Annotated in this window: 14 protein-coding genes; 11 read left to right on the top strand and 3 right to left on the bottom strand. The window is 72.9% G+C overall.

The annotated features are described in order from the left end of the window. The 4 genes from dmpG (at nt 1) to AC6CKD_RS09660 (ending at nt 3702) form a co-directional block, all read left to right on the top strand. Nucleotides 1–1083, top strand: a complete 1083-nt coding sequence (gene dmpG / locus AC6CKD_RS09675) for a 4-hydroxy-2-oxovalerate aldolase (protein WP_498326525.1) — start codon at nt 1–3, stop codon at nt 1081–1083. Between the two features lie 102 nt (nt 1084–1185). Next, nucleotides 1186–2334, top strand: a complete 1149-nt coding sequence (locus AC6CKD_RS09670) for a 3-ketosteroid-9-alpha-monooxygenase, oxygenase component (RefSeq protein ID WP_498326523.1) — start codon at nt 1186–1188, stop codon at nt 2332–2334. After that, on the top strand, nt 2334–2573 hold the full coding sequence (locus AC6CKD_RS09665) for a hypothetical protein (protein ID WP_498326522.1): 240 nt from the start codon (nt 2334–2336) through the stop codon (nt 2571–2573). The genes AC6CKD_RS09670 and AC6CKD_RS09665 overlap by 1 nt, the downstream gene beginning before the upstream one ends. Then, a complete protein-coding gene (locus AC6CKD_RS09660; RefSeq protein WP_498326521.1) occupies nt 2566–3702 on the top strand; it encodes a 2Fe-2S iron-sulfur cluster-binding protein in 1137 nt (378 codons plus the stop codon). Before AC6CKD_RS09665 ends, AC6CKD_RS09660 begins: the two co-directional genes overlap by 8 nt. 99 nt (nt 3703–3801) lie before the next feature. Here AC6CKD_RS09660 and AC6CKD_RS09655 read toward each other — a convergent pair whose 3' ends face one another. Beyond that, nucleotides 3802–4671 carry an IclR family transcriptional regulator gene (locus AC6CKD_RS09655; RefSeq protein WP_498326520.1) on the bottom strand — a complete coding sequence of 290 codons (870 nt, stop codon included), beginning with the start codon at nt 4669–4671 and terminating at the stop codon, nt 3802–3804. A gap of 296 nt (nt 4672–4967) precedes the next feature. On the opposite strand from AC6CKD_RS09655, the gene hsaA reads away from it, so the two are divergent. From hsaA to AC6CKD_RS09635, 4 genes are read left to right on the top strand one after another with little or no spacing between them, the layout of a single operon-like run. Continuing rightward, a complete protein-coding gene (hsaA, locus tag AC6CKD_RS09650) occupies nt 4968–7013 on the top strand; it encodes a 3-hydroxy-9,10-secoandrosta-1,3,5(10)-triene-9,17-dione monooxygenase oxygenase subunit (RefSeq protein ID WP_498326519.1) in 2046 nt (681 codons plus the stop codon). 38 nt (nt 7014–7051) lie between these two features. Then, nucleotides 7052–7957 (top strand): VOC family protein, encoded by a 906-nt coding sequence (locus AC6CKD_RS09645; RefSeq protein WP_498326518.1) that lies wholly within the window; start codon nt 7052–7054, stop codon nt 7955–7957. After that, nucleotides 7945–8466, top strand: a complete 522-nt coding sequence (locus AC6CKD_RS09640; RefSeq protein ID WP_498326517.1) for a flavin reductase family protein — start codon at nt 7945–7947, stop codon at nt 8464–8466. The genes AC6CKD_RS09645 and AC6CKD_RS09640 overlap by 13 nt, the downstream gene beginning before the upstream one ends. After that, complete coding sequence (locus AC6CKD_RS09635) at nt 8463–10130, top strand: FAD-dependent oxidoreductase (RefSeq protein WP_498326515.1); 1668 nt, start codon at nt 8463–8465, stop codon at nt 10128–10130. Before AC6CKD_RS09640 ends, AC6CKD_RS09635 begins: the two co-directional genes overlap by 4 nt. Before the next feature lie 37 nt (nt 10131–10167). Here the strand turns inward: AC6CKD_RS09635 and AC6CKD_RS09630 are convergent, their stop codons facing one another. Together AC6CKD_RS09630 and AC6CKD_RS09625 are read right to left on the bottom strand one after the other, a co-directional pair. Further along, complete coding sequence (locus AC6CKD_RS09630) at nt 10168–10821, bottom strand: HAD family acid phosphatase (protein WP_498326514.1); 654 nt, start codon at nt 10819–10821, stop codon at nt 10168–10170. Between the two features lie 124 nt (nt 10822–10945). After that, the gene (locus AC6CKD_RS09625) at nt 10946–11839 is read right to left on the bottom strand and encodes a hypothetical protein (protein WP_498326513.1); all 894 of its coding nucleotides are present in this window, start codon (nt 11837–11839) and stop codon (nt 10946–10948) included. Nucleotides 11840–11995: 156 nt separating this feature from the next. Between AC6CKD_RS09625 and AC6CKD_RS09620 the strand changes: the two genes are divergently transcribed. The 3 genes from AC6CKD_RS09620 (at nt 11996) to AC6CKD_RS09610 (ending at nt 15564) form a co-directional block, all read left to right on the top strand. Further along, nucleotides 11996–12778 carry a S1 family peptidase gene (locus AC6CKD_RS09620; RefSeq protein ID WP_498326512.1) on the top strand — a complete coding sequence of 261 codons (783 nt, stop codon included), beginning with the start codon at nt 11996–11998 and terminating at the stop codon, nt 12776–12778. A gap of 268 nt (nt 12779–13046) precedes the next feature. Next, nucleotides 13047–13706 (top strand): response regulator, encoded by a 660-nt coding sequence (locus tag AC6CKD_RS09615; RefSeq protein ID WP_498326511.1) that lies wholly within the window; start codon nt 13047–13049, stop codon nt 13704–13706. A 670-nt stretch (nt 13707–14376) separates the two neighbouring features. Further along, nucleotides 14377–15564 (top strand): sensor histidine kinase, encoded by a 1188-nt coding sequence (locus AC6CKD_RS09610; RefSeq protein ID WP_498326510.1) that lies wholly within the window; start codon nt 14377–14379, stop codon nt 15562–15564. Nucleotides 15565–15832 lie beyond the last annotated feature (268 nt).

The raw sequence follows: 15832 nt of genomic DNA, 5'->3' as shown, positions 1-15832 counted from the left end.
GTGACCAGCGCAACCGCAACCACCCCAGCCACCGCAACCCCCGCGACCTCTTACTCCGACACCCTCGACATCCGGGTCACCGACTCCTCCCTGCGCGACGGGTCGCACGCCAAGCGGCACCAGTTCACGGGCGAGGACGTACGGTCGATCGTCTCCGCGCTCGACGGCGCGGGGGTCCCCGTCATCGAGGTCACGCACGGCGACGGCCTCGGCGGGTCCTCCTTCACCTACGGCTTCTCGAAGACGCCCGAGCAGGAACTCATCAAGATCGCCGCCGATACGGCGCGCCACGCGAAGATCGCCTTCCTGATGCTCCCGGGCCTCGGCGTGAAGGACGACATCCGCGCCGCCCACGGCAGCGGCGGACAGATCTGCCGGGTCGCCACCCACTGCACCGAGGCGGACATCTCCGTCCAGCACTTCGGGCTCGCCCGCGAGATGGGCCTGGAGACCGTCGGGTTCCTGATGATGGCCCACTCCACCACCCCCGAGAACCTGGCCCGGCAGGCCCGGATCATGGCCGACGCCGGCTGCCAGTGCGTGTACGTCGTAGACTCCGCCGGCGCCATGGTCATGGACGAGGTCACCGACCGGGTCACGGCGCTGGTCGCCGAGCTCGGCACCGATGCCCAGGTCGGCTTCCACGGCCACGAGAACCTCGGTCTGGGCGTGGGCAATTCGGTCGCGGCCGTCCGCGCCGGCGCGCTCCAGATCGACGGCTCCACCAGGCGCCTCGGCGCGGGCGCCGGGAACACGCCCGTCGAGGCCTTCGCCGCCGTCTGCCGGAAGATGGGAATCCGCACCGGCATCGACGTCCTGAAGATCATCGACGCGGCCGAGGACGTGGTCCGCCCGGTCATGGAAGACGAGTGCACGCTCGACCGCATGGCCCTGCTCATGGGCCACGCCGGGGTCTACTCCAGCTTCCTCAAGCACGCCTACCGGCAGGCCGAGCGCTACGGGGTCTCCGGCGCGCAGATCCTCCTGCGCGCGGGCGAACGCCGCCTCGTCGGCGGCCAGGAGGACCAGATCATCGACATCGCGGTCGAGCTCGCCGCCACATCCAGCCCCGCCGGAGTGTGAGGTTCGGGGCCGAGCCCGGGACCCCGTCTTCTCACCCCGTGGGCGGCCCGGCCCGCCCACGAACCTCACCTCACCACACCACGACGAAGTGGAGGGCCACCCATGGCCGAAACGACCGCAGTCGACGAAGCGCCCCGCGTCATCGAGGCCGCCGCCGTGCCCGCGAGGTTCGCCCGCGGCTGGCACTGCCTCGGCCTCGCCGCCGCCTTCAAAGACGGTGCCCCTCACGAGATCGAGGCCTTCGGCACGAAGCTCGTCGTCTTCCAGGGCGCCGGGAGCGGGAAGCTGAGCGTCCTGAACGCCTACTGCCCCCACATGGGCGGCAACCTCGCCCACGGCACCGTCAAGGGCGACACCGTCGCCTGCCCCTTCCACGACTGGCGCTGGTCCGGAGACGGCCGCTGCGCCGCCATCCCCTACGCCCGCCGCGTCCCGCCGCGCGCCCGGACCCGCGCCTGGACCACCCTGGAACGCAACGGCCAGCTCTACGTCTGGCACGACCCCGAGGGCAACCCGCCGCCGCCCGCCGTCACGATCCCCGTCATCGAGGGAGTCGGCGACCCCGAGTGGAGCGACTGGAGCTGGAACTTCCTGCGCGTCGAGAACTCCAACTGCCGCGAGATCGTCGACAACATCGTCGACATGGCGCACTTCTACTACGTGCACTACGCCTTCCCGCACTACTTCAAGAACGTCTTCGACGGCCACGTCGCCACCCAGTACATGGAGTCCACCCCGCGCGGCGACGTGGACCTCGGAACCCTCTCCACCGGCGGCGGCCTGCGCTCGGACGCCTCGTACCACGGCCCCTCCTACATGATCGACAAGCTGTGGAGCGATGTCGGCGGCGGCGTCGAACTCGAATCGGTCCTCATCAACTGCCATTACCCGATCGACGAGAACAGCTTCATGCTCATGTACGGCACCATCGTCAAGAAGCTCCCCGGCATGAGCGACGAACAGGCCGCCGAAGCCGCCCGCCTCACCTCCCAGGGCCTCGCCGTGGGCTTCGAGCAGGACGTCGAGATATGGAAGAACAAGACCCGCATCGACAACCCCCTCCTCACCGAGGAGGACGGCCCCGTCTACCAGCTCCGCCGCTGGTACGAGCAGTTCTACGTGGACGCCGCCGACGTCAAGGACGAGATGGTCCGGCGCTTCGAGTTCGAGATCGACACCGCCCGCGCCACCGCCGCCTGGAAGGCCGAGGTCGCCGAGAACCTCGCGCGCCGCGCGGCCGGGACCCCGTGATGACCCCCGTGGTGTGCGGGGAGTGCGGCACCCAGGTGCTGTGCGAGAAGTTCAGCCCCGCCCACACCCAGGTCCAGTGGACCGATGAGGCGGCCGTGCTCCCGGGCGGATGCCCGCGCATCGCGACCGAGGTCGGGGCGGGCCGCCCCAGCGGCCGGGTCCGCTCCTGCGAGGCCCTGGGCGCGGCCATCGGGGCCGCCGTCCTTTCGGGCCGCCTGGAGGTGCCGGCCGATGTCTGACACCGACGCCCGTACGACGTCCCGCGCCGCGGAGGTCCGGAGCCCGGCCCCGGCTGCCGCCCGGGGCGGAGCCGACGGCAGGCTGCTGGTCCGCGTCACGGACCGGATCCAGGAGACCCCCGAGGCGGTCTCCCTCGTACTCGACGCGGAACTCCCGTACCGCCCCGGGCAGTTCCTCACCCTCCGGCTTCCCCTGTCGACCGGGGCGGGCGGCGCGGCCCGCTGCTACTCCCTGGCGGGCTCCCCGCACGCCGGGGACCCGCTGCGCATCACCGTCAAACGGGTCCCCGGCGGGGTCGGCTCCGGCTGGCTGTGCCAGGACGTGGGCATCGGCGACGAGCTGGAGATCCTGCCGCCCGCCGGCACCTTCACCCCGCCCGACCTGGACCTGGACCTGCTACTGGTGGCGGGCGGCAGCGGGATCACCCCGGTGCTCTCCCTCGCGAAGTCGGCGCTCGTGGCCGGAGGGGGTCACGTCGCGCTGGTGTACGCCAACCGCGACCCCGACTCGGTGATCTTCCGCGACGAGCTGTGGGGGCTCGCAGAGGAACACCCCGGGCGGCTCACCGTCGTGCACTGGCTGGAGACCCTCCAGGGACTGCCGACCGCCCCGCAGCTGGGCCCGCTCCTGGCCCCGTACGCGAGCCGCGAGGCCTACCTGTGCGGGCCCGCTCCGCTCATGGACGCGGCGGAGTCGGCGCTGCGGGCCTCGGGCGGCCGGGGCCGGACGATCCACCGGGAGCGGTACTTCTCCCTGAGCGGGGACGTCTTCACCGGCCCGGCCTCCGGCCCGGCTCCCGACTCCGGCCAGGGGCCCGTCCCCGCCCCCGGTTCCGCCCCCGGCGCGGGGGACGGCGCCACCGCCGAGGTGGAGTTCGAGGGGAGGGTGCACACCGTGGACTGGCCCGCCGGGACCCCGCTGCTCGACGCCCTGCTCACCGCGGGCGTCCCCGCCCCGTACTCCTGCCGCGAGGGTGCGTGCAGCGCTTGCTGCTGCCGGGTGCTGGAAGGCGAGGTCACGATGGTCCGCAACGACGTCCTGGCCCCCGAGGACCTGGCCGACGGCTACGTCCTGGCCTGCCAGGCCCTGCCGCTCGGCGACCGCGTCAGCATCAGCTACGACGGCTGAGCGGCACCGCTGGACGGGCCCCGCCGTACGACCGCGGGCCCGGCCCCCTGGCGAGGGGTCGGGCCCGCGGTCACTCGTGCGTTGGGGTACCACTACCCACTACATCCACTCGCTGAACCGCAGCCACCCCATCATGTTGTCCATGGCCTGCGCCGAGACCGCCGGCTCCAGGTCCCGCTCCGGCGCCGCCGCGGCCCGCCCCGGCCGGCCCGGCCCGTACAGCTCCCGCCACACCGACCGCGCGCAGGCCAGTACCGCCGGCGCGAGGCGGGCCGTCTCCCGGTCACCCCGGCAGGAGGACACCGACACGGCGGCCACGGCCCGCCCGGCGCCCCGCAGCGGCGCGGCCACGCAGGAGATGCCCCGGAAGCTCTCCTCGCGGTCGTAGGCCACCCCGCGCTCGCGGACGGCCGCCAGCTCCGAACGCAGCGCCAACGGCCGGATCAGGGTGCGCGCGGTGCGCGGGCGCAGCCCCTGCGCGAGGACGTGTTCCACCGCGGCGGGATCGCTGAACGCGAGGATCGCCTTGCCGGCGGCCGTGCAGTAGGCCGGCATCCGGCCGCCGACCCGCGAGGGCACCGTGGTGGCCTCCGAACCGCCGATCCGCTCCAGGCAGACCACCTCGGCCCCGTCGAGCACCGACAGGTGCACCACCCGGCCCGTCTGCTCGTGCAGCGCGTGCAGCAGCGGCAGCGCGGCCCGGCGCAGCCGGTTGTGATGGGAGGCGAGCGCGCCCAGCTCCAGCATGCGCATGCCCATGCGGTAGTCCCGGCCCTCGCGGTCCAGCCAGCGCAACTGCACCAGCTGGTCGAGGATCCGGTGGGCGGAAGAACGCGGGATTCCGGAGCGGCGCACGACCTCGGTGAGCGACAGCCGCGGCTGTGGACCCTCGAAGGCGCCCAGCACTTTCGCGGCCTTCTCCAGCAGCGACAGCGGTGCGAGTTCGGTCTCCATGACCTGGTCGAACACGAGAAGACCCCCTGCGTGAGGCGTTGGGGCGACCCTGCCACGGGCCCCCGGCCGGAGGGAAGCACTCGGAAGGGTTCTATTTCATTCAGTAATACTTCAAGTAGTCGTTTCGGGGAGTCGCTTCAAGGAGTCCGGCGGAGTCCCAAGGAGGTCCGAGGTCCGAGTTCCGAGTTCCGAGTTCCGAGGAGCTTCCCGCTCAGCGGGAACAGCTCGTTCCGCGCCCGGACCCACCCGGCGTACGTTCCTCGCCATCGATCCCGAACGCCTGAAGATCCTTGATCTGAGAAGGGGACACCATGAGTGACGAAGAGGTCCTCGCAGCGGTCCGCACCCTCGCCCCCGCCCTCCGCGAGCGCAGCGCAGAGGCCGAAAGCCGGCGCAAAGTCCCCGGGGCGAGCATCAAGGAACTCGCCGCCACCGGCTTCTTCCGGCTGCTCCAGCCCAAGGCCCACGGCGGGTACGCCGCCGACCCCGCCCTCTTCTACGCCGCAGTCAAGGACATAGCCAAGGCCTGCGGCTCCACCGGCTGGGTCGCCTCCGTCGTCGGCGTCCACCCCTGGCACGTCGCCCTCTACGACCCCCGCGCCCAGGAAGAGGTCTGGGGCCAGGACCGCGACACGCGGATCTGCTCGTCCTACGCCCCCACCGGCAAGGTCACCCCCGTCGACGGAGGCTTCACCCTCAGCGGCCGGTGGCACTTCTCCTCCGGCTGCGACCACGCCGAATGGGCCCTGCTCGGCGGACTCGTCACCGACGCCGAAGGCCGCCCCGTCGACATGCGGACCTTCCTGATCCCGCGCACCCAGTACCGCATCGACGACGTCTGGGACACCGTCGGCCTGCGCGGCTCCGGCTCCAACGACATCGTCGTCGAGGAGGTGTTCGTCCCCGAACACCGCGCCCTCAGCTTCGGCCCCGTCACCGCCCTCCAGGTACCCGGCCACCGTCTCAACCCCGAGCCGCTCTACCGGCTCCCCTACGCCTCCGTCTTCACCACCACCATCTCCACCCCCATCGTCGGCATCGCCGAAGGCGCCTACGAGGACTACGTCCGCGCGACCCGCGAACGCTTCCGCATCTCCTACGGCCAGCAGGTCGCCGAAGACCCCTTCGCCCAGGTCCGCATCGCCCGCGCCGCCAGCGACATCGACGCCTCCTGGCTCCAGCTCCAGCGCAACATCTCCGAGCTCTACGCCCTCGCCGAACGCGGCGAGGAACTCCCCACACCGCTGCGCACCCGGGCCCGCCGCGACCAGGTCCTCGCCACCGAACGCTGCGTCGCCGCCGTCGACCTCCTCATGGAGAACGCGGGCGGCAGCGCCATGCGCACCGGCCCCCACCCCGTCCAGCGCGCCTGGCGCGACGTCCACACCGGCCGCGGCCACGCCGCCAACGACCCGGAGCGGGCCCTGGTCCTCTTCGGACAGGGCGCGCTCGGCCTCGACATCCAGCGACACGATGCTGTGAGCGCGCAGGTACTCACGTACGAGAACACCTCCCGCACCGCCCAGGCCGGCGCCCTGACCCTGCACTACCACGCGGCCGGTCCCCCCGACGGACCCGACGGCCCCGACGCCCCCGTCGTGATCATGCTGCACGGCGGCGGGCCCGGTGCCTCCGGCTGGTCCAACTTCGGCGGCAACCTGCCCCACTTCGCCGAGCGGTTCCGCACCCTGCTCGTCGACCAGCCCTGCTACGGCCGCTCCGACAAGCCGGAACCCGACCGCGACTACTTCGGCTTCAGCGCGAACGCCGTCCTCGCCCTCATGGACGAGCTCGGCATCGAGCGGGCGAGCTTCATCGGCAACTCCCTCGGCGGAGGCACCGCCACCCGGCTCGTCCTGGACCACCCCGAACGCGTCGACAAGCTCCTGCTCATGGGCCCCGGCGGGATCTCGCTCAACCTCTTCTCCGCCGACCCCACCGAAGGCATCAAGCGGCTCTTCGAGTTCAGCCTCGCCCCCGAGCCCACCCGCGAGCAGATGCGGACCTTCCTCACCACCCTCGCCCACGACCCGGTGATCGTCACCGACGCCCTCGTCGAGGAGCGCTACGCCCAGGCCACCGACCCCGAAGCCAGGCTCGGCAACGTCCGTATGGGCGCCTCCTTCGCCAAGTGGCCCGAGGCCGCCATGCTCTGGCGCGACGCCCACCGCATCAGCCGCCCCGTCCTGCTGACCTGGGGCCGCGAGGACCGCGTCAACCCGGTCGACGGCGCCTTCCTCGCGCTGAAGACCATCCCCGACGCCCGCCTGCACGTCTTCCCGCACTGCGGGCACTGGGCGCAGACCGAGGCCGCCGACGAGTTCAACCGCCTCGCCACCGACTTCTTCCTCCACTGATCCCACCGATCCCACCGATCCCACCGAGGAGTTCCCCCATGGACATCCGCGCACTCGGCTACCTCCGCATCGAGACCGCCGACCTCGCCGCCTGGCGCACCTACGTCCTCGACATCCTCGGCATGGCCGAAGCCGCGGGCACCACGGACACCTGCCTGGGCGTCCGCATCGACGACCGCACGCACCGCTTCCAGTTCGTCGCCGGCACCCAGGACCGGCTGCTCGCCGCCGGCTTCGAAGCGCCGAACGCCCGAGCCCTGGAAGACGCCGCCGCCGAGCTGGAGGCCGCCGGACACCCCGTCAAGCAGGGCGACGCCGAGACCCTCGCCGACCGCCGCGTCCAGGGCCTCATCCACTGCGAGGACCCCAGCGGCAACCCCCTGGAGATCTACTGGGGCCAGGCCCAGGACCACACCCCGCTCGCGGCCCGGTACGGCAACCGGTTCGTCACCGGCGGCCGCGAGGGGAGCCTCGGCCTGGGCCACGTCGTCCTGCCCGCCGCCGACACCGAGGCCACCCTCGACTTCTACGAGAACCTCCTCGGCTTCCAACTGCGCGACTCGATGCGGCTGCCCCCGGTCGCCGTCCCCACCGGCAAGCCCGGCCGGGACTTCCATTGGATGCACTTCCTCAGCCCCAACCGCCGCCACCACAGCCTCGGGCTCTACCCCGGCGCGCTGCCGCCCGGCATCGTCCACTTCATGGTCGAGCTGGAGACCCTCGACGACATCGGCTACTGCCTCGACCGCATGAACGCGGCCGGCATCCCCATCGCCTCCACCCTCGGCCGGCACTCCAACGACCACATGGTCTCCTTCTACGCCCAGGCCCCCGGCGGCTTCCAGGTCGAGTACGGCTGGGACGGCCTCCTCGTCGACCCCGCCACCTGGACCGCGAAGGAGATCACCGCGGACAGCTTCTGGGGCCACCAGTGGAACGGCTGACCGGGACCGCCGGCGCCGGGACCGCCGGCGCGGTCGACCCGGCCCTGTTCCGCGAGGTCCTCGGCGCCTTCGCCTCCGGCATCACCGTCGTCGCGGCCGTCGCGGACGACGGCCGCCCGGCCGGGCTGGCCTGCCAGTCCTTCGCCTCCCTCTCCCTCGACCCGCCGCTGGTCCTGCTCTGCGTGGGCAAGGGCTCTTCGAGCTGGCCCAAGGTGCGGGCCGCCGGGCGCTTCGGCGTCAGCATCCTCGCCGAGGAGCAGCGCGCCGTGTGCGAAGCGCTCGGCCGCCGCGGCGCGGACAAGTTCGCGGGCGTCGACTGGGAACGCTCCGCCCACGGAGCCGTCCGCGTCACCGGCGCCCTCGCCACCGTCGACTGCGCCCTCGAAGAGGTCCACGAAGCGGGCGACCACTACCTCGTCACCGCCCGGGTCCTCGAACTGAGCGCCCGCGACGGCGGATCACCCCTGCTGTACTACCGCAGCGCCTACGCCACGGGAGCCTTCGGATGACAAGCGAGCACGCCACGGAGCACGCCTACGACGTGGTGGTCGTCGGCTCAGGCGCCGCCGGTTTCGCCGCCGCCGTCACCGCCCGGCTGCGGGGCCTGAGCGTCCTCGTCGTGGAGAAGACCGACACGTACGGGGGTTCCACCGCCCTTTCCGGCGGCGCGATCTGGATCCCCGGCAACTTCCACCTCGACCGCGCCGGCCTCGCCGACACCCGCGAGAAGGCCCGCGCCTACCTCGACGCCACCGTCGGCGACCGGGTCCCGGCCGCCCGCAAGGACGCGTACCTCCGCCACGGGCCGCGCATGGTCAAGGAGTTCCACGACCGCACCGAGATCCGCTTCATGTACACCCCCGGCTACTCGGACTACTTCCCCGAGGCCCAGGGCGGCATGGCGCAGGGCCGCTCCATCGAACCGTGCATCGTCGACTTCAAACGGCTCGGCGGTCTCGGCGCCTCCATGCGCCGGGCCGGCCTGCCCACCTACGGGCTGACCATGACCTCGTACGACTTCCGCTTCCTGAACATGGTCAGCCGGACCTGGGCGGGCAAGAAGACCGCCGTCAAGGTGGGCCTGCGCGCGGTCAAGGCCCTGGCCACCGGCCGCAGGCCGCTCTCCCTCGGCGAGGCGCTCATCGCCCGCATGCGGCTCTCCCTGGACACCCTCGGCGGGGAACTGTGGCTGTCGGCGCCCCTGACCGGCCTGGTCACGGACCCGGCCGGGCGGGTGACCGGCGTACGGGTCCTGCGCGCCGGACGCGAGGTGACGGTGGCGGCCCGGGGAGGGGTCGTGCTGGCCTCGGGCGGCTTCTCGCACGACCAGGCACTGCGCGAGAAGCACCTGCCCGCGCCCACGTCCACGGCCTGGACGCACGCCTCGGAGGGCCAGACCGGCGACGCCCTGAAGCTCGGTGAGGAACTGGGGGCCGCCACCGATCTGCTGGACAGGGTCTGGGGCGCGCCGTCGGTGTGCCCGCCGGGGGAGAAGCCCTTCTTCCTCGTCGCCGACCGGGGCATCCCCGGCATGGTCATCGTCAACGAGGCGGGGGAGCGCTACGCCAACGAGGCCCTGCCGTACCACGCGTTCGTGGACCGGATGTACGCCGCCGACCGTCCCGACGCCGGGACGGTGCCGTCCTGGCTGATCCTGGACGCCCGCTCCAAGGCCCGGTACATCTTCGCCGGACTCTTCCCCGGACAGCCCTTCCCCAAGAAGTGGCTGGAGAGCGGCTTCCTGAAGAAGGCCGACACCGTCGAGGAACTGGCCCGGCAGATCTCCGCCCCCGGCCTGCCCGCCGCGATCGGCCGCTTCAACTCCTTCGCCGCGGTCGGCACCGACAAGGACCACGGGCGGGGCGAGAGCGTCTACGACCGCTACTACGGCGACCCGACACTGCCCAACCCGAACCTGGCGCCGATCGAGAAGGGACCCTTCTACGCGGTCCCCGTGCACCCGGGGGACATCGGCACCAAGGGCGGCCTCGTCACGGACACCGACGGCCGGGTGCTCCGCGAGGACTCCACGCCGATCCCGGGTCTCTACGCCTCCGGCAACTGCTCGGCGGCGGTGATGGGGGAGACCTACCCCGGGCCGGGCGCGACGATCGGCCCCGCCATGGCCTTCGGCTGGGCCGCCGTCAACGCGATCGCCGCCGGGCTGGACTAGGCCTCGGCCTGTCTGGCCTGGCCTGGCCTGGCCTGGCCTAGGAGAGCTTGCCGTCGTAGTCCGGGAGCTTGACGGTGCGCTCGGAGTGGCCGCCGACCAGGTCGCTCTGGTTGTTGCCGATGTTGGCGATGATCGTGTAGCCGCGCGCCTCGATCTCGGCCCGCTTGGCCGTCTTGTACGCGCTGACCTCGCCGAACAGCGCGGGCAGATCGCGCACGTAGAGGCCCGAGACGGGGTAGCCGACCGCCTTGAGGTTGCGCTCGGTGAGGGAATAGATGATCCCCGGGCGGGCGGTGACGAAGAAGATGGCGACCCCGCGGTCGTTCGCGTACCGGGTCAGGTCCCGGACCTGGGCGATCGCGGGGGTCGGGAAGGTCCAGAACCAGTGGAAGTCCGTCTCCAGCGACGAGTTGTCTATGTCGAGGACGATCGCCGGCTTCTCACCGGCCGGCGAGGCGGCGATGCGCTGCTCGATCCCGGGGCGGGCCGCGTCGATGACGGCGGAGACGTCGCGCTGCCAGACGGTGTAGTCGATGCCCAGGATCGCCGCGTTGCCGCCCGGCGCGGAGGCGGTGGCGGAGGCGACGGCGGTGACGGCCGCGGGGGCCGCCTGGGCGGAGGCGGCGGGAACCAGGGCCAGTACGGCCGCTGCTACGGCCACAGCGGCGGCAGTGGTACGGGTGCTGCGCATGGGGGACGCTCCTCGATCACGTGTTGGCATGTACGTGACCAGGCTGGGGATCGTCCGCCCTCATGTCTACTGGCTGGTAAGTAACTTTTCATGGCCGGGTGGTGAACCTCCGTCACGCGGCGCGCTACGTGTCGCACTCCAGTACCGTGCGGCACAGCCCGCAGCGGGCCCGGACCGGTCCGCCGTGCGCGGGCAGTCGCAGCCGCTGTCCGCACACCGGGCACGGGAAGCTCACCCGCAGCCCGTCCGCGTGCGCCTCGAAGCCGTACGCGGCCCCGGGCGGGGCGGCCCCGGTCCGGCGGGCCGCCGCGTACCGGAGCCGCTCCGGCCGGCCCGCGGCCGCCAGCGGGGCCCGGCGCAGGTCCCGGTCGGCCCGGGCGCGGCCGCGCACGTACGCCTCGTAGGCCTGCGGACCGGTGAACCACGGGGAGAGGTCCTCGCCGCCGAGGAACCGGCCGCGTTTGGCGAGGACGTAGCCGAACTCCTCCGGGGTGAGGTAGCCGAGCTTCTGGTGGGTGAGCTCGTCCTCCCGGTAGGCGTCGAGCAGCAGCCAGCCGGCGCCCAGGTAGGCGGCGGCGGTGTCGGTGAGGATCTCGTTGTCGACCGTCGCGCGGAAGCGCAGGTCCAGGCGGTGCAGCAGTACGTGCGTGACCTCGTGGGCGAGGGCGGCCGCCAGATCGCGGCGGTGGACCCGGAAGCGGTCGTTGACCTCGACGAAGTACTCGGGACCGGCGGCGAGTTCCACGGTGGCCGCCTCCTCCATCGCCCGGAACCCCACGACCAGGCGCGCGTCGGGCAGCCGCAGGGCGCGGACCATCGCGGAAGCCACCCGATGGGCGCCCGGGTACAGGTCCTCGGAGGCGGGGAAGGCCGCGTCGGCGGGGGCGAAGGGCGTGTCGTAGGCACGGATCCCGTCGGCGGACAGCCGCCGGAACAGCGCGGTGACGGCCGCGCGGACCGTCTCCAGATGAGGAAATCCGTGCTCGACGGGGCTGCGCGGCCGCCCCTTGTGCGTCATCGGGCCCCTCCGGCCGGAAATTGTCCGAAAACGCGTTCTTGAAGCCCTCCGGGCGAGCGGTGTGTCATGTCCCCGTCACCCATGTGGTCTGTCCCACCCGCCTGTCCCACCCGCCACGAGGTGACGCGCACGGCCCAACCCCCCACGAAAGGCAGTGTGTCGACTGTGTCCAGCCTCACCACCACCCTCAAGCGCATCGTCACCGCCGGAGCGGTGACCCTCGCGGCCATCAGCCTCCAGCTCGGCGCCGCCACCGCTTCCCCGGTTCCCGTCGTCGGCGGAACCCCCGCCGCCCAGGGGGAATTCCCCTTCATGGTCCGGCTCTCCATGGGCTGCGGCGGCGCCCTCTACACCCAGCAGATCGTGCTCACCGCCGCCCACTGCGTGAACGGCTCCGGCAACAACACCACCATCACCGCCACCGCCGGAGTCGTCGACCTGCGCAGCTCCAGCGCCATCAAGGTCAAGTCCACGAAGGTCCTCCAGGCCCCCGGCTACAACGGCACGGGCAAGGACTGGGCCCTCATCAAGCTCGCCCAACCCATCAACCTGCCCACCCTCAAGATCGCCGAGACCAAGGCCTACGACAGCGGCACCTTCACCGTCGCCGGCTGGGGCGCCACCCGCGAAGGCGGCGGTCAGCAGCGCTACCTGCGCAAGGCCACCGTCCCCTTCGTCTCCGACGCCTCCTGCCAGGCCTCCTACGGCAGCTCCCTCGTGCCCGCCGAGGAGATCTGCGCCGGATTCGACGCGGGCGGCATCGACACCTGCCAGGGCGACTCCGGCGGCCCCATGTTCCGCCGGGACGACACCAACGCCTGGATCCAGGTCGGGATAACCAGCTGGGGCGAGGGCTGCGCCCGTCCCGACTACCCCGGCGTCTACACGGAGGTCTCCACCTTCGCCGCAGCGATCAAGAGCGCGGCCGCCACGCTCTGACCACCCCGCGGCCCTGTCGCCCTCGTCCTCCCGGCCCATCCGACAGGGGCCGGAAGAACGAGGCGCGATGCCCCAGATGTCCGTAAGGTCGATCGCAGTCCCGTGAGGCCGGAACGACGCCGTTCCGGCCTTGCGGCATGCTCCCGGCGGTCTGCCGTGCGGTTGCGGGCCGACGCGCCCGCAGGTCCCATGGAGAGATCCCACCGGGTGGGAATGCCGGGGAAGCCGGGACAGCACAGGCAGCGGGCGACAGTGGGGCAGGCGGCGCATGGCGATCAGAGTGATCATCGCGGACGACCAGGAGATGGTCAGGACCGGCTTCCGGATGATCCTCGAAAGCCAGCCGGACATCGAAGTGGTCGCCGACGTCGTCGACGGCGAAGCAGCCCTCGCGGCCGTCGCCGAACACCGCCCCGACGTCCTGCTCCTCGACATCCGCATGCCCAAACTCGACGGACTCGAAGTCACCCGCCGGCTCTCCGGCCGCGACATCCCCCGCATCGTCATCGTCACCACCTTCGACCTCGACGAGTACGTCCACGCGGCGCTCCAGGGCGGAGCGTCCGGCTTCCTCCTCAAAGACGCGAGCCCGGCCATGCTGGTTGAAGCGGTGAGGGCGGCGGCCGTCGGAGACTCCCTCGTCTCACCCGCCATCACCGTACGGTTGCTGCGCGAAATGGCCCACCGCACCCCGGCCGCCGCCGCGGCCGCCCGCCGCCCGGCGGAGCCCCTGACGGACCGGGAACGCGAGGTCGTACGCTGCCTCGCGCGCGGCCTCACCAACGCCGAGATCGCGGGGGAGCTCTTCGTCTCCCTCTCCACCGTCAAGACCCACCTGGCCAACGTCCAGGCCAAACTGGACGCCCGCAACCGCGTCGAAATCGCCGCCTGGGCCTGGGAAAGCGGCCTGGCAGGCACCCCGGCGTGACCCGCCCCCACCCCCGGACCGAGCCCCAACGCGGCGCGGGCGCCGCCCGCCACAACCCGCCGTGCCGATCGCGTGCCCCTGGGCAGAATCCACCCCGCCGCGGTGCGGGCGCCGCCGGGCACGATCAGCCGTGCCGATCGCGTGCCGCCGGGCAGAATCCACCCCGCCGCGGCGCGGGCGCCGCCGGGAAAATTCAGCCGTGCCGGTCGCGTGCCGCTGGGCAGAATCCACCTCGCCGCGGCGCGGGTGCCGCCGGGCGCGATCAGCCGTGCCGGTCGCGCACGGCCGGGCAGAATCCACGTCGCCGCCGTGCGGGCGCCGCCGGGCAAAATCAGCCGTGCCGGTCGCGTGCCGCCGGGCGGAATGCACCTCGCCGCGGCGCGGGTGCCGCCGGACCAAATCAGCCCCGCCGGCGTTTGAGGCGCGGGGCCTGGGGCGGCGCCCCAGGAAGCCGGCGCACGCCGTCCCCGGCGACACCGGCTCCCACGGGTCCGGGCAGGGCTCTGACGGGCCCTGGCCCGACACCCGTGGGTACGGGCAGCACCCCGGCGGGCGCCCGCCTGCGCCGAAGCCCGCACACCCCCGGCGGAGCCACCCGGCCCCCGGGCGAAGCCACCTCGACGGAGCACCGCAGAACCGGCGGAGCCACCCGCACGCCCCGGGCCCCGCTGTGAGCCCCCTGGGGCCGTGGGCCCGCCGCCACCCCTACGCCGCGGACTGGATCCGCATCACCCTCTCCGTCACCCTCCTCGCCCTCGTCACCTTCGAGGGCGTCGTCCTCGCCCGCCAGCCCAGCACCCCGCACGCCGCCGTCTGGGTGTCCGGCATCCTCGTCTGCCTCAGTGCCGCGCCCTGGCCGCGCATCCCCCTCCTCGTCCGCGCCTGGTTCGCCGCCGCCGTCACCTGGGTCGTCACCCTCTCCCTGATCTTCGGCAACCACCCCCTCGTCGTCTGGGGCGGCGGCGAGGCCATCGCCCTGCTCGTCCTGCTCACCCAGGTCCTGCTCCGCGCCCCCGCCCGCACCGCCGCCGTCCTCGCCCCCCTCCTCGTCCTCGGCTGCATGTCGGTGCCCGTCCGCGACGCGGACCCGGGCCGCTTCACGCTGCTCTTCTCCGTGCTCGCCGTCGTCGTCACCGCGTACTCCCTGCTCCTGCGCCTGCAGTCCGTCCAGCGGGTCCGCGAGCTGCGCGCCGTACGCAGTGCCGAGCGCCTGGAACTGGCGCGCGAGCTCCACGACCTCGTCGCCCACCACGTGACGGGGATCGTCGTCGAGGCGCGCGCCGCCCGCTACACCAAGGTCTCCGCCGAACGCGCCGGCGAGATCTTCGGCCGCATCGAGACCGCCGGCGACGAGGCGCTCGGCTCCATGCGCCGCCTGGTCAAGATCCTCCGCGAGGGCGCCGCGGACACCGGCCCGGAGACGGGCAAGGGCGTCGGCACGGCAGGCTCCGCCGGCACCGCCCCCGTCGCCGGCCTCCGGGAGATCCGCGAGCTGACGGAACGATTCGCCGCCACCGGCCCGCCCGTCGTCCTCTACGTGGAAGAGGGCCTGCAGGCCCGGCTCCCCGCCGACGTCGCCGCCACCGCCCACCGGATCGTCCTCGAAGCCCTCACCAACATCGGCAAGCACGCCGCCACCGCCACCGCCGTCCGGGTCGGCCTGCGCACCGTCCCGGCCGGCCTCGAAGTACGGATCGCCGACGACGGCGGCCGTCCGGCGAAACTCTCCGAGAAAGCCCGCGGCGGCGGCTACGGCCTCGTCGGCATGGCCGAACGCGCCGCAGCCCTCGGCGGCTCCCTCACCGCCGGCCCCGCCCCCGAAGGCGGCTGGCTGGTCACAGCCCTCCTCCCCCTCTAAACGCCACCCGGCACCCCGCCCGGACGGCCCCCGCCACCCGGCACCCCGCCCGGACGGCCCCCGCCACCCCGGCACCCCGCCCGGACGGCACCTCGCCACCCCGACCCCCGCCACCCCAACCCCCGCCACCTCGGCCGACGGCACCCCGCCCGGACGGCAGCTGGCTGACGGCACCGCGCCACCCCGCCCGGACGGCGCCGCGCCCGACGGCACCGCGCCACCCTGACCCCCGCCACCCGTCACCTCGGCCGACGGCACCGCGCCACCC

This window comes from Streptomyces sp. GQ60, from assembly GCF_059758875.1.
The sequence above is the reverse complement of the archived record's forward strand: the minus strand, read 5'-3'. Positions and strand labels throughout refer to the sequence as shown.

Coding starts and splice junctions, on each gene's coding strand:
- AC6CKD_RS09630 (WP_498326514.1), bottom strand. CDS start 10,821: ATGCGCAGCACCCGTACCACTGCCGCCGCTGTGGCCGTAGCAGCGGCC.
- hsaA (WP_498326519.1), top strand. CDS start 4,968: ATGAGTGACGAAGAGGTCCTCGCAGCGGTCCGCACCCTCGCCCCCGCC.
- AC6CKD_RS09670 (WP_498326523.1), top strand. CDS start 1,186: ATGGCCGAAACGACCGCAGTCGACGAAGCGCCCCGCGTCATCGAGGCC.
- AC6CKD_RS09665 (WP_498326522.1), top strand. CDS start 2,334: ATGACCCCCGTGGTGTGCGGGGAGTGCGGCACCCAGGTGCTGTGCGAG.
- AC6CKD_RS09660 (WP_498326521.1), top strand. CDS start 2,566: ATGTCTGACACCGACGCCCGTACGACGTCCCGCGCCGCGGAGGTCCGG.
- AC6CKD_RS09645 (WP_498326518.1), top strand. CDS start 7,052: ATGGACATCCGCGCACTCGGCTACCTCCGCATCGAGACCGCCGACCTC.
- AC6CKD_RS09635 (WP_498326515.1), top strand. CDS start 8,463: ATGACAAGCGAGCACGCCACGGAGCACGCCTACGACGTGGTGGTCGTC.
- AC6CKD_RS09615 (WP_498326511.1), top strand. CDS start 13,047: ATGGCGATCAGAGTGATCATCGCGGACGACCAGGAGATGGTCAGGACC.
- AC6CKD_RS09625 (WP_498326513.1), bottom strand. CDS start 11,839: ATGACGCACAAGGGGCGGCCGCGCAGCCCCGTCGAGCACGGATTTCCT.